Below are 24,651 nucleotides of genomic sequence, written 5' to 3'. Positions count from 1 at the left end.
GGCGACGCTAAGGCCCGGCTAAGGAGCGTTCTTTTACCGTTCGGTTAGACTACTAACCAGCCGGTAAGGAGACGCTCATGAAGAAGAAGCTCCTGATCACCGCCATCGCCCTGTTGCTGTTCGCCGCGGGCTTCACCGTCCGGGGCTCCAGCCCGGTCGGCCATTTCACCTCGGCGGAAGGCCGTGACCACTTCGCCACGGCGTACGAGAAGGCCATGCGCGATCTGCCCGCGCCCGCCGCCACTCTCGATCTGCGCACCACCTACGGCATCGTGCGGGCCTACCGGTTCGACGGTGCCGGCACCGAGCCTCTCGTCCTGCTCCCCGGCTGGGCGGCCTCCTCGCCGATGTGGGCCGAGAACCTGCCCGCCCTGCTGCGGCTGCGCACCCTCTACACGCTCGACCTGCTCGGCGAGCCGGGCGCCAGCGTCCAGGACCGCCCGATCGAGACCCACCACGACCAGGCCGACTGGCTGCACCAGGCGCTGCGGCAGCTCCCCGAGCCGCGCCTGCACCTGGTCGGCATGTCGTTCGGCGGCTGGACAGCGACGAACCTGGTCCTGCACCACCCGGAGAAGGTCGCCGGCCTGATCCTGATCGACCCCGCCGTCACCTTCGCCGGCCTGCCCCTCGAGCTGATCGTCCGGTCGCTGCCCGCCTCGGTGCGATGGCTGCCGAAAAGCTGGCGGGACAGCTTCACCAGCTGGACCGCCGGCGGCGCCCCGGTCGAGGACACCCCGCTGGCCCAGCTCATCGAGTCCGGGATGCGGCACTACGCCATCCAGCGCCCGGCGCCGGACCAGTTCTCGCCCGAACAGTTGCAAGGCATCGCCGTGCCGGTGCTCGTCATCCTGGCCGGCGACTCGGTGGTGCACGACGCGCGGGAGGCCGCGCGCACCGCGAACGAGACGCTGCGGCACCGTACGGTACTGACCTACGACGGCGCGTCCCACGCCGTCAACGGGGAACAACCGGACCGGATCGCCGCCGACGTGGCGGCCTTCCTGACCTAGTTCGTGGAGCGACATGCCGAGCACACCGCGCGCCGAGCGCCCGCTCACCTTCACCGAGCGGGCGCGCCGCGCCCAGTTCGTCGACCTGACGATCGGCCTGATCGCCCAGCACGGATACGCCGGGTGCTCACTGCAGCGCATCGCCGACGCGGCCGGTGTCACCAAGGCCGCGGTCCTCTATCACTTCTCCTCCAAGGCCGCGCTGATCCAGGCCGCCTACGCGGAGGTCATCGGCGCGCTGACCGCCCATGTCGGGGCGCGGGTGGAGGAGGCCACGAGCCCGGCGGCGGCGGTCGAGGCGTACGTGCGCGGGCTCATCGGGCACCTGGCCGCCCACCCGGACCACGTCCGGGTCATCGTCGAGGCGCTGGACGACGACCACGACACCGGCATCGCGGACCGGCCGGCCTCAGCGGCTCGCTGGCAGCCCCTCGCCGCGCTGATCGACGCGGCGAAGGAGTCCGGCGCGTACCGGCCCGGCATCGACGCCCGCACCCTCGCGATCCTGCTCGGCGGGGCGATCGACGCACTCGTCGCCGAATCCCTGCAGGACAGCGCCTTCGACGCGGCGCAAGCCGCCGACGCCCTGGTGGACGTCGTGCGGCGCAGCACCGCCTGAGCTTGTCGTTCAACCAGTTCGGCGGGGCTTGGTGCCCTTCTTGTGATGGCTCGGCCGTTGATGGGCCTGGCCGGTGCCCAGGATGAGTCCGACGTCGTGACGGGCAGCGGTCCGCCGGTTGCGGGAGCCTGACGGGCGTCCGGGGCCGGCGTGGCCGGGTTGCGGTGCACGCGCTGGTGAGCCGCGCGTCGCGCGGAGGTTCCGAAACCCCCGCCGCACTCGGGCCGGGACAAGCCGGTCAGGGGCCATCGGGCGTTCCCAGGGTCGGCGCAAGTCTTGCGCGAGGGGCCGACCGAGACGCAGCTGAGGATGCGCGGCAAGCACGAGCCACGTCCACCGGTCGACATCGGATGGCGTGGCGACAACCTTGGACCACCGCCAGAGGAGCTTCGGCCCGCCTCGGCCGGGCAGGTGATCAACGGTGAGCCGAATGACCGTGCCGGCGAGTGCTGCGCCGAGCGACCGCGCCGCGGGTATACAACCCCGACGGCGGCCGGCCGCGCACAACAGGGCGTCCGTCAGCTCGAACAAGGCGTCCGCCCGCCTGGTCATGCATCGGTAGAGCTGCTCGCGGAACCTCGCCAACACATCGATCGTTCCGCCTTGTCCGTCACCACCGCCACAACGAACGTCGATAGGCCCCGATGCGCCCCATCATCACCGGATGACGCCCTGTCACCGCTAGTCAGAGCGGAGGTGGGCTCTGCGGACGCACGGATCTGCCGATGAGAGTGTGTCGGCATTTAAGAAAGGCGGCGTCCTTGGGTACCTGGAATCCTGGGCCGTTCGGCAACGATACTGCCCAAGACTTCATCGTCGTTGTTGTTGCCGAGCCGGGTCGGCGGCGAGCGCAGGTGCTCGAGGAAATTCTGCGGGATAGCCTAAGGACGTAATCGCAGCAGCGACTTTGGTCGCGATGAGTGTGCCGGAAGGCCTGGAGCGCCTTGCGCCCGAGAGGGGAAAGGAGCGCTTCGCAGGCACTACTGTAAACGCAACCACCTGCCCAGAAGCGCATCGATTTGCCGCTTGCCGTTCGCAGCGCGCGCACAAATATCAGCATCGTCCTCATGTGCCGCCGACCGCACGGCCAGGCATAGCCCACAGAGCTGTACGAGCGCTTCAAGGCCCGGATTCGCCGGTGATCAGCGACCACCGTGCGCCACTCGACGTCGACCAACCCGACACGCATCGTAGAAAGTCTCGGAAAACTGTTATGCCGGCCCGGTCGAAACGCTCGTGGTCTCTTGATGTCGCGGAAACTTCCCGCCGATGACAAGTCGACTTACACTGTTAAAAACATCGTTAGCTGTCAATGCCACTCGCTCTGACCTACCTCGTCCCGGCGTCGGATCGCATCGCGTCGGCAGCGGCTCAGACAGCGAGCCGGACGCCGGCCCCGTTGCGAAGGAGTGTCCTATGTCCCGACCCCGACGGTGGGTCATCGCTGCGGTGGCGGTCACCGCGACGTTAGGTGCCGCCCTCGTTGGCGTTTCTGGTGCTCCGGCCACCGCCGAGCCGGTGCCCACGGTCCAGGAGCCGGCGCCGCTGCCGCCGCTCGGCTGGAACAGCTGGAACACCTTCTACTGCAACATCAACGAGACGATGATCCGGCAGACCGCGGACGCGATGGTCAGTTCCGGGATGGCCGCCGCCGGATACGAGTACGTGGTGGTCGACGACTGCTGGATGCAGGACCGCCGCGACAGCAGCGGCAACCTGCAGGCGCGCGCCGACCGGTTCCCGTCCGGCATGAAGGCCCTGGGCGACTACATCCATTCCAAGGGCTTGAAATTCGGCATCTATCACGCCCCGCGGGAGAAAACCTGCAACCAGTACTTCTCGAACCTTCCCGGTACGTCGTCCTACGGGTACGAGACCAGGGACGCCAACCTGTTCGCCTCATGGGGCGTCGACTTCGTCAAGCACGACTGGTGCGACCCGCGGGACAACGCGCAGACCCAGGCCGCGGTGTTCAAGAAGTTCCAGGACGCGTTGAAGGCCACCGGACGGCCCATCGTGCTGTCGATCAACCCGAACAGCGCGCACAGCAACACGGCGCCGACGTACTCCGGCTGGGGTGCGGTGTCGGACATGTGGCGCACCTCCGAGGACCTGTCCGCCTCCTGGTCCACCGGCTGCGCGCCGAACAACGACTGCTTCGTGGGCATCACCGAGGCGCTGGACATCATCGAGCCGATGCGCGAGTGGACCAAGCCGGGGCAGTACAACGACCCCGACATGCTGATGGTCGGCGTCCGCAACGCGCTCACCGCGACCGAGAACCGGTCCCACCAGAGCATGTGGGCGATGTTCAGCGCGCCGCTGATCGCCGGCAACGACCTGCGCAACATGAGCGCCGACGTCCGCGCGATCCTGACCAACCGCGACGTGCTCGCGCTGGACCAGGACCCGCTGGTGCGGCAGGCCGACCGGGTCCGCGACGACGGCAACCTGGAAGTCTGGGCCAAGCCGCTGGCCGACGGCTCGGTCGCGGTCGCGCTGCTCAATCGCGGCACCGGCACCCAGCAGATCACCACCAACCTGGCCCAGGTCGGCCTGCGGTCCGGGACCCACACCTACAAGGAACTGTGGACCGGCGCCACCGGCACCACCACCGGTGACATCTCCGCCCAGGTGGTCTCGCACGGCGTCGCCCTGTACCGGGTCACCCCGTCCGGAGCCACCCCGTCGTCCCCGCCGGTCTCGTCGGCACCCTCGTCCAGCGGTCCGGTTCCCGCGGGGGCCTGCTCGGCCACCTACACGGTGACCGGCCAGTGGAACGGCGGCTTCCAGGGTGAGGTGAAGGTGACCGCCGGGTCGCGGCCGGTATCGTCCTGGCAGGTGTCGTGGTCGTTCCCGAACGGGCAGACCATCACCCAGGCCTGGAACGCCCGGGTGGCGAGCAGCGGTTCCGCGATCACCGCTACCAACGTCGACTACAACGGCACGCTCGGCAGCGGGGCCAGCGCCAGCTTCGGCTTCCTCGGCGCGGGCAGTCCGGTACCGACCTCGCTGAACCTGACCTGCACCGCAACCTGACAAAGCGGCCTTGCCTCCTGCGCCGCAGCACCGGCGGAGGAGGCAAGGCCGAAGCGAAGACGAAGTTGGGCACCGACATGGTCGATGCCCAACGAGCATGCCGAGGCCGAGGTCGACCAGCATGGCGACGGCGAGGCCGGCTCGGTCGAGGCGGAGCCGTGATCCCGCTGTCCTGATCGAGGACGGCAGCGTCGAAGGCCGCACAATTGGCTCAGCGATCTCCCCGACGGTGCACGGATCTGCCGCGATCCGCTCTCGGTTGAGACTCACGGCCGCCGGCTGGTGCTTGCTCGTGTTGAGAGAGCGCGTTGTGCGGCCTGGAAGGCCGGGTTCTGCCGTTCGCCGACCTTGAGCGCTGGCGTGCTTGACCATGCTGTCGTGAGGTCAACTGAGTGGGCACGGGCCGCGCGGGAGTATCTGGTTCCGAAGCTACCCGGCGCATGGGGTCACAGGAATGCCGTCGGTGGCGGCAACGGGATAGCCGTTCTTGATGAAACCGGGAAGATTTGCTGGCGAGGAGGCTGGGATCGATTCACCGAGGCTGCTGGGCACGACGTCCCAGGCCTTCACATCGACGCCGACGGTGTCCTTTGGGCCCGAGTAGCCCAGGAGCTTCTGGCCCTCGATGTACGCAGCGGCAAGGAAATTCATCGCGTACCGCTGGCGGGCCCAGCTGCCACTTTGTTCCTCCACCGCCCCACAGATTCCAGCACCGGCCTGGCCCTCCTCCAGCCGGATCCTTCACCAGGTGCGCTGATCATCCTGGTGAACGACCGCATAGCGCTTCAACCGTTGCGTGGGTTCGATCCCGCGAGTTTCAGCCCTACTGGGCGACGTTCCTTACCAAGGATCTGATTCTGGCATCGGTCTCCGTTCCGGAGACCTCTGAGGACGTCGAGGAGCATCTGCTGCTTTCGGCCCGCAGCCTCAGATGCCGGTCGAGGGTGCGCTACCCAGGCGTCTCCGATCCGGGCTCGGTCGTCGTCGCTGCTCCCGCCCGACGGGTCGGCCGGCACTCGCTGTAGTCGCCGTCGACGACTCAGCCTGCTGCTTCGCCGTGGCGCCGGGTGCGGCCGAAGGTTGACGACAAGCTGAGTGGCTGTCCCACAACCTGCTTCCGCACCCACCATCTGGTCAGGCTCGCTCTCGGGAGCCGTCTCCCGTTCGTGCCGACCGCTCGCGACTCAAATACCGGACCGGTTTGCCGAGCGACTCCGCGTAGGCGATCTCCCGTCGGGTTGACTCACCCAGGTAGCCGCCCGGATCCACGACGTACACCTCGTCGGCCATGCGGATCTTCTGGAAGTGCACGCGGCCGAGCCGCCCTTTCATGTCCGAGCTGTCGACGGTCCACTCGTAGTCAGGCAGATCGGGGAGGCTGAACATCCCGAGGCTGATCACGACGCAACCCTGCATGGTGAGCCGCTGGTTGACCTCCGCGAACTCAGTCTCGAACTTCGTCGAGCCGCAGAGCGTGATGACCTTTGCCTCGCCCTCGACCGGCTGCGGCGCCTGCTGATCCTTCATGAGGTTCAGGATCGACGACCGGGCAGGAGACGTCCATCGCCGCCCTGGGATGCCTGCTCATGGCCACGAGCCGCGGCGCGGAACCGGGCCACGATGCCCTGCACCGTGACCGGGCCACGATGCCCTGCGCCGTGGCCCTCCCGTCGTCGGTGTGCTGGAACGACTCGAGACAGGCACTGATCCGTCAGACCACGCCGGCCATCGGCGTCGTGACCGGCAACGGGGCCGGGTCCGGCGTCGCCGTCGCGAGCTGCCGGCGGCGGGCCAGCCAGACGATCACCGCGGCGTACCCCAGCAGCACCGGCAGGTCGGCCACGGCCATCTGCCACGGCATGTCGGCCGCCGTCTCGTCCAGGGCGAGATCGTTGTACGCCGCCGCCAGCGCCGTACTGACCAGGTTGTTCATCACGTGCAGCGCGATCGCCGCCTCCAGCCCGCCGGTGCGCACGGTCAGCCACCCGGCCACCACGCCGAACACCATCAGGTCGGCGAACCCCCACGGCGTGCCCCAGCCGTGCAGCGCCGCGAACACCAGCGCCTGCACCGCGATCGGCACCCACGGCGAGGCGAACCAGACCCCGAGCCCCTGCAGCAGCCAGCCCCGGGTGAGGTATTCCTCGGCCGCCGCCTGCCACGGCACCACCAGCGCCAGCACCAGCATCGACGTCGCGAACGCCCGCCACCCGGCAAGCGGGCCGTCCAGCCCGAGATCCTCGCCGGTGGCCGCCGCCAGGCCCAGCCCGCCGCCCAGGAACATCACGATCGCCAGGAACGCGACGGGCAGGCAGGTCAGCAGCCACCGCCACCGCAGCCGCCCGGTGACCGAGGAGAGCGTCCCGGCCGGCCGGCGCTGGATCCACCGGGCCGCGAGCAGACCGGCCGGCAGCAGCACCGCGATGCTGAGGAACCCCATCGTCAGGTCGGCGAGGGGGCCGAAGCTGGGCATCCCGTCCACCTCCGGCCGGCCCGCCACCAGCCCGGCGACCGAATAGACCAGGACGATGCCGAGCGTCACGACGACGGCGGTGACGGCGACGAACAGGGTGCCCACGACCGGCCGCCACCAGCGGTGCGCGGCAGTGCGGGCGAGCCGGTGGTAAGCGGTGGAGGGCGGCGGAGGAATCAGCATGCCGGGAAGTCTGCCGCCGGACCCCACCGGCGGACATCCGGCCACGGCCGGATCCGACCCCCACCCTGAGGCATAGATCGACTCTGCCGCACGGCGGCTAGGCTGTGCCCATCATGGCTCGCTGGAAGGTCTGGCTGCTGCCCGCCGCGCTGGCAACGGCCCAGGTGGTGCTCTGGCCAGGCATCGCGATCACGACGGACAAAACCCTTCATGCGGTACGAACCACAGCACTGCTCCTCCTCATCCTGCTGATCACGGCGGCTCTCGGCCTGCGCCGGCGGCACCCCGTCGCGGTCCTCGCGGTGGTCTCCCCCGCGGTCACGGCGGGTGCCTGGATCGCGCCGGAGCAGGTGTTCCTGGTGCCCGGCGACACCCTGCTGATCATCTCGGTGGCCGACCTGATCGCCCTGTTCTCGGTCGCCGTGCTCTGCTCCCGGCGGACCACCGCGCTGGCCGTCACCGCGATGACCGCCTGGCTGATCGCGACCACCGCGCTCACCGGCGACGACCTGTCCGAGGTGCCGATCGGCGCGCTCACGTACGTGCTGGTGGCGGCGGCCGGCCGGATCCGCCACCGCTGGGTCGCCGACCGGGCGGCCGCCGCCCGCCGCCTCGCCGAGGCCGAACAGGCCGACCGGGAGGCCGCGCAGGCCGAACGCCGCAGGCTGGCCCGGGAACTGCACGACGTGACCGCGCACCACCTGACCTCGGTCGTCGTGCAGGCGTCCACGGCGCACTTCCTCGCCGAGCAGCGGCCCGGCCTGCGCGACGAGGCCCTCGCCTTCGCCGCCCGCACCGGCCACGAGGCCCTCGCCGACCTGCGCCGGCTGGTGGCCGTCCTGCCGCACGCCGAGGGCGCCCCCGAGCGGATCGCCACCCTCGCCGACCTGGCCGACGACTTCCGTCAGCTCGGCCAGGTGATCGTCCTCGACGAGCCCGCCGAGCCGCTTCCGCCGGCGCTCGCGGAGACCGTGCACGGTATCGCCCGCGAGGCGCTGACCAACACCTTGCGCTACGCCCCGGGCGCCACGGTCCGGGTGGGGCTGTCGTTCGGTCCCGCCGCCACCGAGCTGGTCGTCGACGACGACGGCCCCGCCGGTGGGCCGGCCATGGGGAACGACGGACGTGCCGCGCACAGCGATCCCACCGGGAACGACGGACCCGCCGCGCAGAGCGATCCCGCCACCGCGCACGACAGCTCCCCCACCGGGCACAGCGGCCACATCGGGGCGGCCGGCCACGGGCTCGGCGGTGGGCGTGGCGTGACCGGCATGGCGGGACGGGCCACCGCGCTCGGCGGCACGCTGCGGGCCGGTCCCCGCGCCGGGGGCGGCTGGCGCGTACACGCGGTTCTCCCGGCCGCGGCCCCCGCCCCTCGCCGTGCCGCCCTGCTGCGCAGCAACGCCGTCCTCGACGGCGGCCTCGCCCTGCTCACCGTGCTGCTTCCGCTGGCCGGCGTGGTCACCTTCGCCGAGGAGGCCGGCGCCGGCCGAGCCGCCGTCCTCCTGGTCCTGCTGGCCGTCCTGGCCCACGCCGCTCCCCTGCTGTGGCGCCGCCGCCACCCGTGGACCGTCCTCGCCGCCGTGGCCGCGACCACCTGGCTGGGCCCGCTGCTCGTGGCCACCGGCACGATGCGCGCCGAGGAGAGCTGGACGTTCCTGTTCAGCGCCGGCGCCGACCTCGCCGCCGTCTACGCGGTGGCGGCCCGCGGCGCCCGCCCCGGGCTCACCTGGATCGCCCCGCTCGCCGCCCTCGCCTCCACCTCCCTGGCCCTGGGCGTGCTGCTCACGGCCGGCACCCCGGCGGACTCGACCGAGCCGGTACCCGGCCCCGTCATGTTCCTGCTGCTGACCGCCGCCATGGCGGTGTTCGTAGCCCTCCTCCTGGCCCTGCCCGTCGCCGCCGCCTGGCTCGCCGGCCACGCCGCCCGCCGCCGCCGGCAACGACTCCTCGACCGTGAGGAGGGCGCCGTGCTCACCGCCACCGCCCGGGCCGAGCTGCGCGCCCGCGACGAACGCTCCCGGGTGGCCGCCGGCCTGCACAGCGCCGTCCTGCACCACGCCGCCCAGGTGCCCCGCGCCGCCGAGGCCGCCGACCTTCCCGGCGTCGTGGAGGCCGGCCGGCAGGCGCTGGCCGCCATGCGTTCCCTGCTGGACAGCCTCAACATCGCCGCACCCGCTGAACGACACCTTGGCGCCGCCCCCACGCCTGCCCCCGCCGCTGAACGACACCGCGACGCCCCACCCGCGCCTGCCACCGCCGAACGACACCCCGGCGCCCCACCCGTGGCTTTCCCCTCGACCGTGCTCCCGCCCCGTTCCGGCGCTCCTGCAGGGGCGGCCGGGTCCGTCCGTGAACCGGAGGTGCCGTCATCGGAGTCCGCGTGATGGTCGTCGACGACCAGCTCATGATCCGGGCCGGGCTGTGCGCCATCGTCGGCTCGCAGGACGACATGGAGGTGGTCGGCGAGGCCGGCGACGGCGCCGCCGCGCTCGCCCTGGCCGCCCGGGTGCGGCCCGACGTCGTGCTGATGGACGTCCGGATGCCCGGGATGGACGGCCTGACCGCGACCGCCCGGCTCACCGAGGGCGCGGACCCGCCCCGCGTCCTGGTGCTGACCACGTTCCACCAGGACGTCTACGTCTTCCAGGCGCTGCGGGCCGGCGCCTCCGGCTTCCTGTTGAAGGACTCCGACCCGGCCGAGCTGGTGAACGCGATCCGGGTGGTCGCCTCCGGCGAGGCGATGCTCAGCCCGGCGGTCACCCGCCGCCTGATCGACGCCTTCGCCACCGGCGCCGTGACGTCGGCCCGCCCGGACGACCCCCGGCTGGCCCAGCTCACCCCGCGCGAACGGGACGTCCTGGTCCACCTGGCCACCGGCCTCTCCAACGCCGAGATCGGCCAGGCCCTCGGCATCGCCGCCGGCACGGTCAAGGCCCACGTCAACGCCCTGCTGCCGAAACTCGGCGCCCGCGACCGCGTCCAGGCCACGATCGTCGCGTACGACCTCGGCCTCGCCCGCCCCCGCTAACCGCAACCTGTGTGGGGATTTCGGGTGCGCTCCGCACCCGAAATCCCCACACAGAGCGGCTAGGTCCAGCAGGCGGCGGCGACGCGGCGGAAGTTGCCGCCCAGGATGGCCGCGACCGCGTCGTCCGGATAGCCACGGTCACGCAGCGCCCCCTCCACGGCCGGCAGCCCTTCCGGCGGCGTGAAGTTGATCGGCCCCCACCGGGTGAACCAGTCCGAGAACAGCTCCGGGTTCGCCTGGACCGCCGCGTTGGTGTCCTCCGCGTCGAAGGAGAAGTCGGTGGACAGCCCGACGTGCTCCGGCCCGACCAGCGAGACGGCGTGGTCGATGTGCCGTACGAACGCGTCCAGCGACGCGTCGTTGGGCCCCAGGAAGATCCCGAGCCCGGTGATCCCGACGACCCCACCGGTCGCCGCGCACGCCCGGGCCTGCTCGTCGGTGATGTTGCGCGGGTGGTCCCACACCGCACGCATGCAGGAGTGGCTGTAAATCATCGGCTTGGTGGACACCTCGCTGATGTCCAGCGCGGTCCGCGCACCGCAGTGCGAGCCGTCCGCCACCATGCCGACGGCGTTCATCTCGAGGATCAGCGCCCGGCCGTACGCGCTGAGGCCCTCGTCGGTCTCGTCCAGGCACCCGCCGCCGGCCGCGTTGCGGTGGTTGTACGTCGGGAGCATGGTGCGCACGCCGAGGTCGTAGAACTCGCGGACCCGCTCCAGCCGCCCGTCCAGGGGCCCGGAGTCCTCCAGGTCGAACGCGACGGCCACCCGGCCGGTGTCACCGGCCTCGTCCACGTCGTCCAGTCCCGCCACCAGCACGAACCGGTCGTCCGCGGCGAGGCGTGGCCGCCAGTCCGCCAGCAGCGCGACCACCTCGTCGTAGCCGTGCGGCGCATAGCCCGCGTTCACCGAGACGTAGCTGCCGCCCGGCCGCCGGTAGCGGGCCAGCTCACCGAGGTCGGCCTGCCGGGTGAGCGGCAGGCAGCAGTGCTGCTCCCACAGGAACGGCGACACGACGCCTCCACGGCCGGACGGATGATCAAGCCAACGTATCAGCCCAGATCGTCGAGGATCGCGGTGCAGCTGCGCAGGACGACCTCGGCGGCGCGCCGGCCGCCGGCGGCGGTGGCCGCGGTGGTCTGTTCGTGCCAGCGCGCGGCCGCGTCCTCGGCCGCGGGCCACAGCAGTTCGGCCGGGGTGTCCGGGTCGACGCCGAGGCGTTCGCAGTGCGCGTCGCCGTCGCCGCCGATCAGCCGGCGGGCCTCCACCGCCAGCTCGGCGGGCAGCTCCACCCGGCCGGTGCGCAGCGCGGCGAGCAGGCGCAGCTCCCGGAACTCGTGGGCGGTGGCGATCACGCGTTCCAGCTCGGCGATCAGGTGCCCGGCCGCCGGGTGGGCCTCGGCACGCAGCAGTTGTTCCAGCGCGAGCAGCGCGGTCCGGGACTTCAGCGTGGCGCGCCGGGCGGTGAGCAGGTCGCTGATCGAGGCCTGCAGCTCGGTGAGCCCGCTGTGCCGGACCAGCTGCTCGCCGAGCGCGACCCGGGACCGGGCGCCGGTGCGGGTCAGCGTGGTCGCCAGCCGGATCCCGCCCAGGCCGAACCGCTCCAGCAGCGCCGCCCGTCGCTGGGCGGGGACCGCCATCGGGACGGCGGCGCCGGCGAACCGGTCGGCGGAGAGCAGCAGCGCCTCGGCGTCGGGGCGGGGCAGGGCGGCGATCGTGGCGATGGCCGCGTACTCGTCCTCACGCAACGTGCGCCCCGCGTACGCGATCCGGCCGGACACGGCGAGGACGTCCTGGCAGAGCGCGGCGACGTGCGGCTCCCGGCGCCTGCGGCGGGCGATCCGCTTGGCGGTGGCCAGGGCGTCGGCGCCGCCGCCGGCCGATTCGTCGGCCCGGGACAGGACCACCATGACGTGTACGGGCCAGGCGACGCCGGACCGCGCCGTCCGGGTGTCCGGCACCGACGTGAGGCCGTCGTCGCCGAGGTGCCGGACAAGGTGCAGGATCGCGTCCGCCTCGGCGCCGGCCTCGTCGCCGGCCGCCTCCAGCAGCCGGGTGTGCCGCAGCGCCCGGCACGGCCACTCGACGACGACCGCCCGGGTCCCGGGTGCCGGCGGCGCCACGACGGGCCCGCCCCGGGAGCCGCGGTCCAGCAGGGACACCGACGGCGGGCCGGCCGCCGGGAAGACCCGCGCGACCGGGTGCGGCCCGTCGTGGAACCAGACCGGCACACCGTCCGACCGCGGCGGCGCCACGTCCTCGCCGATGACGGCGTTGACCAGCGTGGAACGGCCGGATCCGGGCGGGCCGGTCAGCGCCACCCGCAACGGTTCGCCGAGGCGCTCGCGGTGCCGGCGCAGCCACGTCTCGGCCCGGGGGTTGCCGCGGAACACCTGGGCGGCCTGGTCGAGCAGGCCCCGGACCCGGTGCTCCAGGGTGTCGCCGCTCATGCCGGCGCTTGCAGCAGGGCCAGCGACTGCCGTTGCAGGCCGGCGAGGTGGAGCAGTTCCTGCTCGACGCGCCGGGCCCGGGTGTCCCGCTCGGCGGCCTCCTGCTCGGCGGCGACCTTCGCGGTGCGCAGCGACTCCACGATCGCGTCCTGCAGGTCCTCGGTCACCACGGTGAAGTGGTCGCGAAGGGCGCGCTGCACCCGTCGTACCGAATCCTTGGCGTCCTTGGCCATGCCGATGAAGATCTCGTCGACGTGCCGCTGCACGGCGGCGCGGGCGGCCGCCTGACGGCGCTTGAGCAGGGACTTGCCCTCCTCGTGGATGCTCTTGCCGCCGAAGACGACGCCACCGCCGAGGGAGATCGGGTTGATCAGCGACATCCCGTTGAGGCTGGTCGCGAGACCGAACATCAGCACGCCACCGTACGACCCACGCAGGCCGGTGAACAGCTTCTGGGTGATCGTGAACCGTTCCGCCGGTGGGCTCTCCAGGTCCTTCACCCGGTTGGGCAGGTCGTCGGAGACGGCCGGCGACCACGGCGGCAGCACCTCGCCCAGTTCCGGCGGGAACTCGGCCGCCACCGACCGCGCCAGCCACGCCGCGCGGTCGCCGAGCCAGCCGAGACTGGTCTGCGCGGTCTCCAGCAGCGCCGCACGCAGCCAGGACTCGAACTCGTCCCACGCCTTCAAGGGGTCCGACTCGGCGAAGAACTCGTCCGAGCGGGCGATCACCGCGCGGGTGCGTTCCCGCAGGTCGTGTTCCACGTCGGACATCAGGTCGGCGACCTCGTCGGCCAGCCGGCTCTGCCAGCGGGTGGTGCACTTGCGCAGCTGGTCCATCCGGCGCTGCGCCTCGTGCAGGCGGGTCATGGCGTCCGACCCGGCGGTCTCGGCACGTTGCGCGGCCAGGTTGTCGCGCAGCGGGGCGGCCAGCTGCTCGGTGACCGCGCGGCCGAGCAGTCCGACGGTGGCCCGGGCCAGCCGATCATGTTTCGCGGCGGTCAGCGTCTGCAGGATGCCGATCAGCTGCGGGAAGCCGGATTCGGCGTTGAGCGCGGCGTCTCCGGTGCGGGCGGCGCCGGCCCGCAGCGCGGCCGACGTCGGCACCACCGTGGCCGGGACACCGGCCTGCGCCAGCCGCATCCGGCTGGACTCCACCGCGCGCCGCCAGTGCGGCGACCAGTCCGTCTTGGTGAACGCCACGACCAGGCTCGGGAAGGTGGCCGCCAGGTCGGCCAGCAGCGCGACCTCGGCGTCGGTGAGCTCCCGCCCGGCCTCGCAGACCAGCAGCAGCACGTCGGCGTGCCCGGCCGTGAGCAGGGAATTGACCTGCTCCAGCGCGGCCGGGAGAGCGCCCGGCAGCCCGGGCAGCGGCGGGGTGTCGATCAGCTGGAGGCCGGCGGCCAGCAGCGAGCGGGGCAGCCCCACCTCGGCGTGCATCCGTTCCACCGCTGCCGCGGGCTGGCCGGCCAGGGTCTCGGTGAGCACGTCGGCCAGCCGGTCCACGGTCAGGGCGATGCGGTCGTGCGGGCCCGCGTCCGCCGGCCAGTCCGCGCCGGGCATGTCCCGCCGGATCAGGTGGGCGACCGGTTCCCCGGTGTGCCGGACGACGGTCGGCACGGCGGTGCCCCGGTCGTCCCCGGTCACGCAGACCGGGGCATTGATCAAGGCGTTGATAAGCTGGCTCTTGCCTTGTCTGGCGGCGCCGGCGACCAGCACCCGCAGGTTCGGGTCGAGCAGTTGTGTCCGGCGTTTCCACAGCCAGGTGGCCAGGTCGGGGCGGCCGTGGTCGGTGCAGGCACGGATCGCCGCGTCCAGGACGTCGAGCCAGAGCAGCGCCGGTCCGGGCACCGTGGACCGGGCGTCGAGTTCCGTCCGGTCCGGCCGGGCGGGGGAGGCCGGACCCGCATACGCCGTGGGTCCGACCTCCCAACTCTTCATCGGGACGCGCGTCCTGCCTCTCGTGCGGCCCGGTGCGGCAGCGCCGTCCCGGGCGGGGATCAGAAGTGCGGGCCGGTGAGCCCGCCGAGCAGGTCGTGACCGGTGTCCAGGACCGGCTCGGCCGACCCGCTCACCAGCCCGGTGACACCGGACACGGTGTCATCGACCACGGTGGTCGCGTCGTCCACGACGTTGCCGTCGGGCAGCAGTCCGCCCGCGCCGACCGCTCCGACAACCGAAGAGGTTGCCTCGTTCACCCCGGACACGTCAAGGTCGTCGATGCCGACACCGAGCGAGCCGGTCACGCCGGTCACTGTGCCGACGGTCGCGTCCAGGGTGCCGGTGACGCCGGCACCCGAGATCAGCGCGTCGGCGCTGTAGTCCACGCCGGTGTGCATGCCGCTGTGCCCGTTACCACCGATTTCGGCGCCGCTGTGTCCCACGCCGGCGCCGGAGTAGTCCGCCATGGTGGTCATCGGGGCGTCCAGGCCCGCCGCCGGGTCGTGGGCGACGCCCAGACCACCGAGGTCGGCGCCGGTGTGCACGGCGGGCACGGCGGTGACGCCCACCTCGCTGTGGCCGAGCAGGCCGCCGCCGGTGTTCAGCACGCCGGTCGCCACGTCGGTGGTCACCGTCAGGGTGCTCACCGCGGCGAGGTTCAGATCGCCGGCCACGTGCGACGGCAGCCCGCCGACCTGAGTCGTGATCGCCTGCAGGTGCGCCACCGCGCCGGCCACGTCGAGGTGGGCCACCCCGGTGGTCAGGTCGTCCACCGGGCCGAGGCCGTCGAGGACCGGCGTGGTCGCCAGCGGCGCGTAGTCGAGCACCAGCGGCAGCACGTCCTGCACGTCGGCGGCGGTGACGTCGCCGAGACCGGCCGCGTCCAGCGTGCCGTGCGGGTCGAGCTCGAACGCCGACCGGGCATCCGGGTCGTAGATCAGGTTGAGGATGAAGTCCTGCAGCGTCGGGGACGATTCCATCGGAAAGCGATCTCCTCATGAGACGGTGATGTGCCGACCACGCTAGGAGCCGGGACCCGGCCTGCCATCGGGGTTCGTCCCCCTCCCGCACCCCCTTCGCCGGCCCCTTCCCGGGCGTCCCGCGTTAGGGGATTAGGGGATCGAGTGCGCCGAATTTGGGGGAAGACCCCGGATGCCCGATCTGGTACGAACATGAAGTCCCGAATCATGAGGAGCTTCACTTGCCGTACCTTCTTGGCGTCGACGCCGGATCCGGCACCGCCTGGACCGCGATCTGCCGCCGCGCACCCGGGCCGGCCGGCTGGGGCCCGGCCGAGCCGGTCGCCACCGACGCGCCGCCGGCCGTGCCGGGGCTGCTGCGGCGGTGCGGTGACGACGTGCCGGTCTTCTACGACGACCTGTTCATCACGCCGCAGGCGCTGGTGGTCGAGCAGGTCCGCCGGGCGGCCGACGGGGTGTGGCAGCGGCGGGGCGGGGGACCGGAGCGGATCGCGGTGGCCTGCCCCACCGGGTGGGGGCCCGGCCGGACCGGGCTGCTGCGGGCTGCCCTCCACGACGCCGGGATGGGCGACGTCGAGCTGGTCACCCGGGCCCATGCCGTGGTGGAACGCCACCGGGCCACCGGGCGACCGGTGCCGGTGGGCCGCCCGGTCGCGGTCTGCCGGATCGGCCGGGTGAGCACCGAGGTCACGTTCGCGGTGCCGTACGAGCCGGGTCGCCTGGAGGTGCTCGGCGTGGCCGGGACCGACGAGCTGGGCGGCGACGACCTGGCCGCCGGCGCCCGGGACGCGACGGCCGCGCTCCTCGGTCTGCTCCGCCGCACCGCGCGGGCCTGCCGGATCGGCCTGGACGACCTGGCCGCCGTGCTGCCGGCCGGCGGCGGCGCCGCGCATCCGGTGGTGGTGGAGGCGCTGGCCGGCGCCATCGCGACGCCGGTCGTCCGGGACGACGACCCGTGGCTCACCGTGGCCCGCGGCGCCGCGCTGTCGCTGCGCGACCCGGGCCTGCCGCCACGCCGGCCGGAGCAGAGGTCCGAGATTCTGGTGACGCCCACCGAGTTGCTGCCGGTGACCGGCACCCGGCTGACCGTCCCGGAGCCCGCGGTGGTGCCGTCGCACCCGTCGGTGCAGGTCGTCGCGCCGGCGATGCCGCAGCGTCCCCCGCTGCGGGTGACCGGGCCGGCGATGCCCCAGCAGCCGCCTCAGGACAGCGGACCGATGCCGCCGCGCCCGCCGGTGCGCGCCACCGGACCGGCGATGCCGCCGCGCCCGCCGCTGGAGGTCGCCGGGCCCGCGGTGGGCCGGCGATGAACGCGGAGGAGTTGCTGGACCGGGTGCGCGCCGACCCGGGCGCCCCGGTGCGCGCCGCGGTCTGCGCCCCCGGCGGATCCGGGAAGAGCACGCTGCTGGCCGAGCTGGAACGGGCGTACCGCGAGGCCGGTGTCCCGGCCGGCACGCCGTGGAGCGCGCCGGAGAGCCGGGTGCTGCTGGTCGACGACGCGCACCGGCTCGACGAGGAACGGCTGCGGCTGCTGCGCGACCGGGCGGAGCGGCCGGACGCGCGGATCGTGGTGGCGTACCGGCCGTGGCCGCGCCCGGACGCCCTCGCCCCGCTCACCGAGGTGCTCCGGCGCGGGCAGGCGCCGGTCGTGCTGCCGCCGATGACCCTCGCGCAGATCGAGGAGCGGGTCGGCCCGGCGCTGGCCGCACCGGTGGCCGCCCTGAGCGCGGGCGTGCCGCGCTATGTGGAGCGGCTGGCCGGTGGGCTCGCCGTCGAGGCACCGTCCCGGATCCCGGCCGCCGCCCTGGCGCCCTTCGCCCCGGAACTCGACGAGCTCGACCCCGACGTCCGCACGCTGCTGCTCGCGGTCGAGGCCGGCGCCGGTCTCTCGTACGATCTGATCGCCCAGCTCCTCGGCCGTGACCAGCGTGCCGTGGCCGAGCTGGTCGCCGCCGGCCAGGCCACCGGCATGCTCGGCGCCGACGGCGCCCTGGTCCCGCTGGCCCGGCAGGCGCTGGCGGCGCTCGGGCCGATCGCCCAGCGGATCGACGTGCGCCAGCGGCTCGCGGTGCTGCGGATGGCCCACGGCGGCCCGGTCCTGCCGCTGGTGCGTCACCTGCTCCCGGACGGCGGTGACAGCACCGTTCCGTCGCCGTCGCCGCTGACCTCGCCGCTGCTGTCGTCACCACTGCTGCCCTCGCCGCTGCCGACCTCGCCGGACGTGGCCGCCCGGACCAGCCCGGAGCTCGGGCTTGCCTTCGAGGCCGCCGGCGAGGAGGCGCTGGACACCGACCCGGCACTGGCCGCGCGGCTGTTCGCCGCCGCCGCCGAAGCCGGCCGGCCGGCGGTCGCCCGGCGAGCCCTGGCCATCGCCCTCACCGGCGACCTCGACCTGGCCGCCCAGCTCGCCGACCGCGCCGTCACCAGCGGCTCACCGGCTCAGCGGGCCGAGTCGGCGTACGTCTCCGCGGTCGCCATGGCCCACCGCGGCCGGCTCGACAGCGCCACCGAGCTGCTGCGCTGGGCCGGACCCGGGCCGGCCGCCGGTTTCCGGGCCGTCGGGCTGGCCGGCACCGGCCGGGTGGCCCAGGCCGGCGAGGTGCTCGCCGCCCTGGCCGCCACCGCCGGTGACGGCCCGCCGACCCTGGCCCAGGCGACCGCGACGCTGACGGCGCGCGGCGTCCAGGAGTCGATCACCGGCTCGCCCGCCGCGGCACTGTCCACCCTGGTCCAGGCGTCCACGCTGCTGGAACCCGCGGGCGCCGCGGCCCTGCTGCCGGACAGCCCTGCAGCGCTGGCCGCGATCGTGGCCCTGCACACCGCCGACCTGGACACCGCCGACACCGTGCTCGCCCGGGCGGTCCAAGCCTGCCCGGGCGGTCCCCTGCTGGCCCCGCGCCACCTGCTCCTGCAGGCCTGGGGCCGGATGCTGCGCGGGCACCTCGCCGCTGCCGACCGGCTGTCCACCGCGGCCCGGGACGTGGCCGCGCCCGGCCTGTCCGGCCGCGACCTGCTGTTCGCCACCGCGCTGCGGGTGGCCCTGGCCCGCCGCGACAGCGACCCGGTCGGCCTGCGGGCCGTCTGGCCGGACGCCTGCCAGGTCCTGATCAGCCAGCCCGTCGACCTGTTCACGCTGCTGCCGCTCGGCGAGCTGACCGTGGCCGCGGCCCGGCTCGGCGAACAGGCCCGGGTCGCCGCCCACCTGAGCGAGGCGGACAGCCTCCTCGAACGCCTCGGCGACCCCCCGCTGTGGAGCGCGCCGCTGCACTGGAGCCGGCTGCACGCCGCGATCCTGGCCGAGCAACCGGACGAGGCCGAGCGGCACGCCGCGGCCCTGGAGCGGCTCGCCGGCGGGCACCCGGCCGGGCGTTCTTCCGCCGCAGGGCCGGAACGCGGTGCCGGGCGCCCGTTCGCTGCGGCGCTGGCCGGGGCCGCGCGGAGCTGGCTGGCGGTGATCACCGACCGGATCGATCCGGACCGGGTCGAGGCCGCCGCCCGGGAGCTGGCCGCTACCGGCCTGGTCTGGGACGCTGCCCGGCTCGCCGGGCAGGCCGCGATCCGCACCACCGACCGCAAGGCGATGACCGTCCTGCTGGACTGCGCCCGGGCGTTGCAGGGCCGGCCGGCCGCCGAACCGGCACCCACCACCGAGGCGACCGGGCCGCTGCTCAGCGAGCGGGAACAGCAGGTGGCCGCCCTGGTCGTCGCCGGCTTGACCTACAAGCAGATCGCCGAGCGGCTCTACCTGTCGGCCAAGACCATCGAGCACCACGTCGCCCGGATCCGGCAGCGGCTGGGCTGCACCGACCGGCGGGAGCTGCTGGCCCGGCTGCGCGAGCTGCTGGCCGACCAGCCCACACGGACCGCCCCGCCCGAGCCGCGACCCGCCGGCCAACCCGCGCGGCCCACCTCCCCCGAGCCGCGACCCGCCGGCCAACCCGCGCGGCCCACCTCCCCCGAGCCGCGACCGGCTGCCCGGAACATCGCGGAAGGAGTCCGGCATGAGACGTCGCGGCTGGCGTGACATCGATGCCCGGGTGCGCGCCGGGCTGCTTCTGCTCGTCGTCCTGTGGCTGGCCGCGGCGGTGCCGGCGGTGCTCGCCGCGGTCGACCGGGTGCAGGCCCGCACCACCGCCGACCGGCTCGGCGGCGCCGTCGACACCGTGGTGGTGGCGCTGCAGGAGGAACGCCGGCTCTCGGTCGCCCACCTGGCGGGCGGCGAGGCGACGGCCCTGGTCGCGGCACGGCAGCACACCGACCGGGTCGCGGCCGACCTCAGCACGCGGGCGCACACCTACTCCCCGGACGCGGTGCGCTCGGTCGGCGAGTGGACCGCCGGCCTCGGCGCGCTCGCCACGATCCGTTCCCAGGTGGACGCCCGGGAGAGCGGCCGCCTCGAGGTCCTCGCTGCCTATCAGGCGGTCGTCGGCGCCGGGCTCGGCATGCCGTGGCTGCCCGCCGGCCCACTGGCCCGGGCCCGGGAGGCGCTGTCCGCGGAGGACGCGCTGCTGCGGACGGCGCTGAGCACACCGGCCGGGGTCAGCGACGCCGAACTGCTCCGGGTCGGCGGCCTGGCCGGTGAGCGCCGCGCCTGGCTCACCGCGGCCCCGGGCGCCCCGGAAGCGACCGGCTCCGGGTCGCTGGAGGCGGTGGAGGAACGCCTGTTGCTCGGCCGGGGGCCACGGATCGCACCGGCCGACTGGGCGGCGGCGGCCGACCCGGTCGTCGCGGCCCTGCGCGCGGCGGAGACACGGGCGGTCCGGGACACGCTGGAGTCGGCGACCCCGGGGGCGATCGGCGCGATCGCCTATGCCGGGCTGGTGGCCGGCGTGGGCCTGGTCGCCGTGCTGGCCGCGCTCGTGGTGGCCCGCCGGGCGGGCGGCTCGTCCGGCACCCGGCCCGGCTCCAGATCCGGCCCGGGTTCCGGGGTGTCCTCGCCCGGCCGCTCCGGCCCGGAGGCCGCGCCCCTGCAGGACCTCCTGCTCGACCTGCACGTCCGCAGCCAGCGGCTGGTGCACCGGCTGTTGCGCCTGCTCGACGGCATGGAGCGCCGGCAGTCCGACGACGAGACCCTCGGCGAGCTCTTCCGCGCCGATCACCTGGCCACCCGGGTGCGGCGCAATGTGGAGAAGGCGATCACCCTGGCCGGGGGCGCGCCCGGCCGGCAGTGGCACGAGCCGTTGCCGCTGGGCGAGGTGGCCCGTGGCGCCGCCGCCGAGGTCGACGGTTACCAGCGGGTCTCGACCGCCCAGCTGGAGCCGGCCGCGCTGGCCGGCGACGCCGTCCTCGAGGTCACCCACCTGCTGGCCGAGCTGATCGAGAACGCGGTCACCCATTCCCCCGCCGAGACCCGGGTGCGGGTCAGCGGCAGCCGGGACGACGACGGCGGTTACACCGTGACCGTCACCGACGCGGGGCCGGGCATGAGTGATCTGGACCTGGACACCGCCCGGCAGGTGATGGCCGACCCGGCGCCACCGGCCGGCGGGCTCTGGGCCGGCTTCTACACGGTGGGCCGCTTCGCCGCCGGGCGGGACATCGAGGTCCGGCTCTCCCGCGGCGCGGCCGGCGGACTCGTCGCCGAGGTGCGGCTGCCCGCCGCGCTGGTGACCGATGGACCCGGGCCGATGAGCGATCCGGCGGCCACGTACGTAGATCTTTCTGTCGCCGGCAATTGACGGCTCGGGATGCTGACGGAGGTCGTCATGATCACTGAAGACGTCTGGTACGACGACGACGCCGGGCCGGTCGTCCGCCTCTACGCGATCACCGGAGGCCGCGCCGAGCCGCCCACGAACGAGATCACGCTCAGCGCCATCGTCCAGCGGACGCCCGGCGCCACCGCGCACGGCGACCTGTCCGCCCCGGCGTCGACCATCATGCGCCTCACCGAACGACCGGTGTCGGTGTCCGAGATCGCCGCCTGGCTCGGGCTGCCGCTCGGCCCGGTACGCGTGCTGCTCAGCGACCTGCGCGACGCCGGCCTGATCACCCTCCCCAGCGCCCGCGACACCGCGGACCGCCCCGACCAGATGCTGCTCCAGCAGCTGCTCAGCGGTCTGCGATCGCTGTGAACCCGGAGGCCCGCCCGATGAACGACTCCCCGCAGCCCCGGCGCTCGCCGTCGGTCGTGCTGCTGGACGCCATGCTCAGCGTGGTCACCGCCGTGCAGACCGGCAACCTGCCCGGCCGCCGGAAAGCCGCCGCCCTCGCGCAGCGGGCCGCCGGCAGCTCCCCCGGAGCCGGCGCCGCCGACGACCCCACCGCGCAGGGCACTGCCGGAGACCCCGCCGTGCAGGGCGCTGCCGGAGACCCCGCCGCGGCGCGGCGGACCGTTCCGCTCTGGCTGCTCGCCGGCGTGCTCGGCACGGCCGGTGGCGTCGTCGTGCTGGTCGGCGCGCTGCTGGGCACACCGGGCGGGCTCACCGACCTGCCGCTGCCCGGCAAGGCCGCGCCCGCTCCCCCGCCGGCCACCAGCCTCGCCCCGCCGATCACCGCCCAGCAGACCCCGTCCTCGCGGCCCACCTCGGCGTCCTCCCCCACGCCGTCGGCCTCCGCCTCGACGTCCGCGCGGGTGTCCCGCAGCCCCTCCGCAGCCGCCGCCACCCCGTCCCGCAGCGCGCCGGCCGCCGCCGGCACGAGCGTGCTGACCGCCGAATACACGGCGGCGAACGGGAGCGGCCTGCTCGGCTATCGGGCCGCCGTCACGCTCGAAGCCGAGGGCTCCGGCCCGTCGGCGGACTGGCGGCTCAGCGTCACCCTGCCCCGCGCCACCCTGCGGATCGCCGACGTCTCGGGCGCGGAGGCCGAACAGGACGGCGCGGTGTGGACGTTCATCCCGGTCGAGGACACCCGGACGGTCTCACCCGGAGCTCCCGTCGTCATCACTTTCGACGTGCGCGGCGCCACCCTGGTCGACGCGCAACCCACCGCATGCAGCGTCAACGACCAGCCGTGCACCGGCCTACCCGACTGACCCCACCCGGCCACTCCCCGCGCCTCGGGCTGGGTCAGCAGTTCTGTTCCGAGGCACTGGGAACAGCACTGCTGACCAGCCACTCGCGCGCGGTCGACTCCCGAAGCGGTCCGGCGGGCCCTCGGACAGCCCTGTGGACCAGCCGGCCGAGAGCGACGGCAAGCGCGGCGGGTCGGCCCGGGCCGGCGGCTGGAACGGCCGGGCGGGCCGGAGCCGGCTGTCAGGATGGTGGGAAGCGGGAGAACAGGGTGGGGTCGGCGAAGACCGTCACGGCGGCGATGCCGTCGGTCCGGCAGTCGAGCACCGCGATGCCGAAGGGCCGGCCCAGCAGGCGTGCCCGCGCGGCCGGCTGGTTGTTGGCGACGGTGGGTTCCATCTGCCAGTCGCCGGGGCTGCCCACCGCCTCGGCGAACACCGGGAGGCAGGCGGCGAGGCCCTCGTACCAGCGGCGGCCCGGGATCAGCTCCAACGTGGCGTCACGCCGCAGCATGGCGGTGAGCCCGGTGATGTCAGCGGTGCGGAAGGCGGTCAGATAGGCGTCCACCTGCCGGCGCGCGACGGGGCTGTCCGGCTCGGCGACGTCGTCCGGGTGGGGTGCGGCGTGCTGGAGGCGGGCGCGGGCGCGCTGCAGGGTGCTCTTGACCGCGCCGGCGGTCAGGCCGAGCATCGCCGCGACGTCGTCGGCGGAGTAGGCGAGCACGTCGCGGAGCAGCAGGATCGCGCGCTGGCCCGGGGTGAGCGTCTGCAGTCCGGCGATCAGGGCGAGGCGCAGGTCGTCACGGTCGTCGGCGTACGGCTGGATCCAGGTCTCGGCCGGCAGGTACTCCGGTTCTCCGGCCGGGTCCGGTGCGCCCAGGCCGGTGGGCAGCGCCCGGCGGGTGCGCCCGTGCAGCGCGGAGAGGGCGACGTTGGTGGCGATGCGGTGCAGCCAGGTGCGTACCGAAGCGCGGTGTTCGAACTGCTCCCAGGCCCGCCAGGCACGCAGGTAGGTCTCCTGCACCGCGTCCTCGGCCTCGTCCCAGGAGCCGAGCATCCGGTAGCAGTGCGCGGTCAGGTCGCGGCGCAGATGGTCGGTGGCGGCGGCGAAGTCGGGTGCCGTGGGCGCGCTCATGATGCCAGTGTGCGGCGCAGCCAGGAACCGGCCCGGGCGATCGCGTCGTCGGCGGCCGGGGAACGGCCGGCCGCCATCTGGAAGGAGTGCAGCTGACCGGGGAACTCGTCGAGTTCGACGCCGGGTGAGCGGCGGGCCAGCAGCCGTGCGTCGTCGAGGAGGGCTTCGTCCGCGCCCACCTGGACATAGGTGGGTGGCAGGCCGGTGAGGTCGGCCCGGGCCGGGTCAGCGACGGGATCGGCGGGGTCGGCGCCGGCCAGGTAGGCCGCGGCGAGCCCGCGGACCAGCTCGGTGGTGAAGAAGGGGTCGGTTCCGGTGTCGTAGCCGGCGCCCGAGGCGGTGAGGTCGACCCAGGGCGAGAAGAGCAGGAGACCGGCCGGGGCGGGACGGCCGAGGTCCCGCGCGCGCAGGGCGATGCCCAGCGCGAGGGTGGCGCCGCAGGAGTCGCCGGCGAGCGCGACGCGCTTACCGGCCAGGGTGCGGTAGATGTCGAAGACCTGGTCGAGCTGTGCCGGGTAGACCTGCTCCGGAACCAGTCCGTAGTCGACGACCAGGGTGGTCGCCCCGGACGCCAGGGCGAGGTGGCCGAACATCCTGCGGTGGGTGGCGACCGAGCCGCTGACGAAGCCGCCGCCGTGGATCGCCAGCACGACGCGGTCGTCCACGGCGCCCGGCGGGCGCAGCCACAGCCCCGAGTCGTCCGTCTTCTCCTCGAGGTCGCCGGGGTCGGTGGCCAGGGATTCCCAGGGGCGGCTGCTGTCGCCGGCCGCACGCTCCTCCCAGAGGAGCCGGTTCGGGTCGGTTGTCGTCGTCATACCGACACAGACCGCGGCGGAG

20 protein-coding genes and 1 pseudogene are annotated in these 24,651 nt (G+C 73.9%); 11 read left to right on the top strand and 10 right to left on the bottom strand.

Going from position 1 to position 24,651, the window contains the following annotated elements; all coding sequences use genetic code 11:
• Positions 1–77: 77 nt before the first annotated feature.
• Both AC0NH5_RS11440 and AC0NH5_RS11435 read left to right on the top strand, forming a co-directional pair.
• Positions 78–1,013, top strand: a complete 936-nt coding sequence (locus AC0NH5_RS11440; RefSeq protein ID WP_474402616.1) for an alpha/beta fold hydrolase — start codon at positions 78–80, stop codon at positions 1,011–1,013.
• A 13-nt stretch (positions 1,014–1,026) separates the two neighbouring features.
• Entirely contained in the window at positions 1,027–1,632 is a 606-nt protein-coding gene (locus AC0NH5_RS11435; RefSeq protein ID WP_474402615.1) for a TetR/AcrR family transcriptional regulator, read from the top strand.
• 9 nt (positions 1,633–1,641) lie between these two features.
• On the opposite strand, the pseudogene AC0NH5_RS11430 reads toward AC0NH5_RS11435, so the two are convergent.
• Positions 1,642–2,079, bottom strand: a pseudogene (locus AC0NH5_RS11430) (NF041680 family putative transposase); the annotation flags it as partial.
• A gap of 278 nt (positions 2,080–2,357) precedes the next feature.
• Here AC0NH5_RS11430 and AC0NH5_RS11425 point away from each other — a divergent pair.
• Positions 2,358–2,525, top strand: a complete 168-nt coding sequence (locus tag AC0NH5_RS11425; protein ID WP_474402613.1) for a DUF4259 domain-containing protein — start codon at positions 2,358–2,360, stop codon at positions 2,523–2,525.
• Between the two features lie 523 nt (positions 2,526–3,048).
• The gene (locus tag AC0NH5_RS11420; protein ID WP_474402612.1) at positions 3,049–4,671 is read left to right on the top strand and encodes a cellulose binding domain-containing protein; all 1,623 of its coding nucleotides are present in this window, start codon (positions 3,049–3,051) and stop codon (positions 4,669–4,671) included.
• Positions 4,672–5,100: 429 nt separating this feature from the next.
• On the opposite strand, the gene AC0NH5_RS11415 is transcribed toward AC0NH5_RS11420, so the two are convergent.
• The 3 genes from AC0NH5_RS11415 to AC0NH5_RS11405 all read right to left on the bottom strand — a co-directional run bounded on the left by AC0NH5_RS11415 (position 5,101) and on the right by AC0NH5_RS11405 (position 7,327).
• A complete protein-coding gene (locus AC0NH5_RS11415) occupies positions 5,101–5,364 on the bottom strand; it encodes a hypothetical protein (protein WP_474402610.1) in 264 nt (87 codons plus the stop codon).
• Between the two features lie 441 nt (positions 5,365–5,805).
• Positions 5,806–6,198, bottom strand: a complete 393-nt coding sequence (locus AC0NH5_RS11410) for a hypothetical protein (RefSeq protein WP_474402609.1) — start codon at positions 6,196–6,198, stop codon at positions 5,806–5,808.
• A 184-nt stretch (positions 6,199–6,382) separates the two neighbouring features.
• On the bottom strand, positions 6,383–7,327 hold the full coding sequence (locus AC0NH5_RS11405) for a lysostaphin resistance A-like protein (RefSeq protein WP_474402608.1): 945 nt from the start codon (positions 7,325–7,327) through the stop codon (positions 6,383–6,385).
• A gap of 113 nt (positions 7,328–7,440) precedes the next feature.
• On the opposite strand from AC0NH5_RS11405, the gene AC0NH5_RS11400 reads away from it, so the two are divergent.
• Positions 7,441–9,714, top strand: a complete 2,274-nt coding sequence (locus AC0NH5_RS11400; protein WP_474402606.1) for a sensor histidine kinase — start codon at positions 7,441–7,443, stop codon at positions 9,712–9,714.
• Positions 9,714–10,358, top strand: coding sequence for a response regulator (locus AC0NH5_RS11395; RefSeq protein ID WP_474402951.1), 645 nt, complete (start codon positions 9,714–9,716; stop codon positions 10,356–10,358). Before AC0NH5_RS11400 ends, AC0NH5_RS11395 begins: the two co-directional genes overlap by 1 nt.
• Positions 10,359–10,417: 59 nt before the next feature.
• Here AC0NH5_RS11395 and AC0NH5_RS11390 read toward each other — a convergent pair whose 3' ends face one another.
• The 4 genes from AC0NH5_RS11390 to AC0NH5_RS11375 are packed head-to-tail and all read right to left on the bottom strand — an operon-like array spanning position 10,418 to position 15,727.
• A complete protein-coding gene (locus AC0NH5_RS11390) occupies positions 10,418–11,371 on the bottom strand; it encodes a dipeptidase (protein ID WP_474402604.1) in 954 nt (317 codons plus the stop codon).
• Positions 11,372–11,409: 38 nt separating this feature from the next.
• A complete protein-coding gene (locus AC0NH5_RS11385; protein ID WP_474402603.1) occupies positions 11,410–12,807 on the bottom strand; it encodes a hypothetical protein in 1,398 nt (465 codons plus the stop codon).
• Complete coding sequence (locus AC0NH5_RS11380; protein ID WP_474402601.1) at positions 12,804–14,747, bottom strand: dynamin family protein; 1,944 nt, start codon at positions 14,745–14,747, stop codon at positions 12,804–12,806. Before AC0NH5_RS11380 ends, AC0NH5_RS11385 begins: the two co-directional genes overlap by 4 nt.
• Positions 14,748–14,806: 59 nt before the next feature.
• A complete protein-coding gene (locus AC0NH5_RS11375) occupies positions 14,807–15,727 on the bottom strand; it encodes an IniB N-terminal domain-containing protein (protein WP_474402600.1) in 921 nt (306 codons plus the stop codon).
• A 221-nt stretch (positions 15,728–15,948) separates the two neighbouring features.
• Here AC0NH5_RS11375 and AC0NH5_RS11370 point away from each other — a divergent pair, with 221 nt between their 5' ends.
• Genes AC0NH5_RS11370 through AC0NH5_RS11350 form a run of 5 tightly spaced genes read left to right on the top strand, consistent with a single transcriptional unit; the run spans position 15,949 to position 22,703 of the window.
• On the top strand, positions 15,949–17,037 hold the full coding sequence (locus AC0NH5_RS11370) for a hypothetical protein (protein WP_474402599.1): 1,089 nt from the start codon (positions 15,949–15,951) through the stop codon (positions 17,035–17,037).
• Complete coding sequence (locus AC0NH5_RS11365) at positions 17,034–19,751, top strand: helix-turn-helix transcriptional regulator (RefSeq protein ID WP_474402598.1); 2,718 nt, start codon at positions 17,034–17,036, stop codon at positions 19,749–19,751. Before AC0NH5_RS11370 ends, AC0NH5_RS11365 begins: the two co-directional genes overlap by 4 nt.
• The gene (locus tag AC0NH5_RS11360; RefSeq protein ID WP_474402597.1) at positions 19,729–21,405 is read left to right on the top strand and encodes a sensor histidine kinase; all 1,677 of its coding nucleotides are present in this window, start codon (positions 19,729–19,731) and stop codon (positions 21,403–21,405) included. The genes AC0NH5_RS11365 and AC0NH5_RS11360 overlap by 23 nt, the downstream gene beginning before the upstream one ends.
• Before the next feature lie 27 nt (positions 21,406–21,432).
• A complete protein-coding gene (locus AC0NH5_RS11355; protein ID WP_474402596.1) occupies positions 21,433–21,801 on the top strand; it encodes a DUF742 domain-containing protein in 369 nt (122 codons plus the stop codon).
• Positions 21,802–21,818: 17 nt separating this feature from the next.
• The gene (locus tag AC0NH5_RS11350; protein WP_474402594.1) at positions 21,819–22,703 is read left to right on the top strand and encodes a cellulose binding domain-containing protein; all 885 of its coding nucleotides are present in this window, start codon (positions 21,819–21,821) and stop codon (positions 22,701–22,703) included.
• 220 nt (positions 22,704–22,923) lie between these two features.
• Here AC0NH5_RS11350 and AC0NH5_RS11345 read toward each other — a convergent pair whose 3' ends face one another.
• Together AC0NH5_RS11345 and AC0NH5_RS11340 are read right to left on the bottom strand one after the other, a co-directional pair.
• On the bottom strand, positions 22,924–23,814 hold the full coding sequence (locus tag AC0NH5_RS11345) for an RNA polymerase subunit sigma-70 (RefSeq protein ID WP_474402592.1): 891 nt from the start codon (positions 23,812–23,814) through the stop codon (positions 22,924–22,926).
• On the bottom strand, positions 23,811–24,629 hold the full coding sequence (locus tag AC0NH5_RS11340) for an alpha/beta hydrolase (protein WP_474402591.1): 819 nt from the start codon (positions 24,627–24,629) through the stop codon (positions 23,811–23,813). The genes AC0NH5_RS11345 and AC0NH5_RS11340 overlap by 4 nt, the downstream gene beginning before the upstream one ends.
• Positions 24,630–24,651 lie beyond the last annotated feature (22 nt).

The organism is Actinoplanes sp. 13 (assembly GCF_056134165.1).
This window is presented reverse-complemented; position numbering and strand designations above follow the sequence as displayed.

Bases quoted from the DNA above. Each gene is read 5' to 3' on its own strand.
- AC0NH5_RS11400 (WP_474402606.1), top strand. From the start codon at position 7,441: ATGGCTCGCTGGAAGGTCTGGCTGCTGCCCGCCGCGCTGGCAACGGCC.
- AC0NH5_RS11425 (WP_474402613.1), top strand. From the start codon at position 2,358: ATGAGAGTGTGTCGGCATTTAAGAAAGGCGGCGTCCTTGGGTACCTGG.
- AC0NH5_RS11375 (WP_474402600.1), bottom strand. From the start codon at position 15,727: ATGGAATCGTCCCCGACGCTGCAGGACTTCATCCTCAACCTGATCTAC.
- AC0NH5_RS11395 (WP_474402951.1), top strand. From the start codon at position 9,714: ATGGTCGTCGACGACCAGCTCATGATCCGGGCCGGGCTGTGCGCCATC.
- AC0NH5_RS11380 (WP_474402601.1), bottom strand. From the start codon at position 14,747: ATGAAGAGTTGGGAGGTCGGACCCACGGCGTATGCGGGTCCGGCCTCC.
- AC0NH5_RS11345 (WP_474402592.1), bottom strand. From the start codon at position 23,814: ATGAGCGCGCCCACGGCACCCGACTTCGCCGCCGCCACCGACCATCTG.
- AC0NH5_RS11385 (WP_474402603.1), bottom strand. From the start codon at position 12,807: ATGAGCGGCGACACCCTGGAGCACCGGGTCCGGGGCCTGCTCGACCAG.
- AC0NH5_RS11410 (WP_474402609.1), bottom strand. From the start codon at position 6,198: ATGAAGGATCAGCAGGCGCCGCAGCCGGTCGAGGGCGAGGCAAAGGTC.
- AC0NH5_RS11350 (WP_474402594.1), top strand. From the start codon at position 21,819: ATGAACGACTCCCCGCAGCCCCGGCGCTCGCCGTCGGTCGTGCTGCTG.
- AC0NH5_RS11360 (WP_474402597.1), top strand. From the start codon at position 19,729: ATGAGACGTCGCGGCTGGCGTGACATCGATGCCCGGGTGCGCGCCGGG.
- AC0NH5_RS11340 (WP_474402591.1), bottom strand. From the start codon at position 24,629: ATGACGACGACAACCGACCCGAACCGGCTCCTCTGGGAGGAGCGTGCG.
- AC0NH5_RS11435 (WP_474402615.1), top strand. From the start codon at position 1,027: ATGCCGAGCACACCGCGCGCCGAGCGCCCGCTCACCTTCACCGAGCGG.
- AC0NH5_RS11365 (WP_474402598.1), top strand. From the start codon at position 17,034: ATGAACGCGGAGGAGTTGCTGGACCGGGTGCGCGCCGACCCGGGCGCC.
- AC0NH5_RS11420 (WP_474402612.1), top strand. From the start codon at position 3,049: ATGTCCCGACCCCGACGGTGGGTCATCGCTGCGGTGGCGGTCACCGCG.
- AC0NH5_RS11440 (WP_474402616.1), top strand. From the start codon at position 78: ATGAAGAAGAAGCTCCTGATCACCGCCATCGCCCTGTTGCTGTTCGCC.
- AC0NH5_RS11355 (WP_474402596.1), top strand. From the start codon at position 21,433: ATGATCACTGAAGACGTCTGGTACGACGACGACGCCGGGCCGGTCGTC.
- AC0NH5_RS11405 (WP_474402608.1), bottom strand. From the start codon at position 7,327: ATGCTGATTCCTCCGCCGCCCTCCACCGCTTACCACCGGCTCGCCCGC.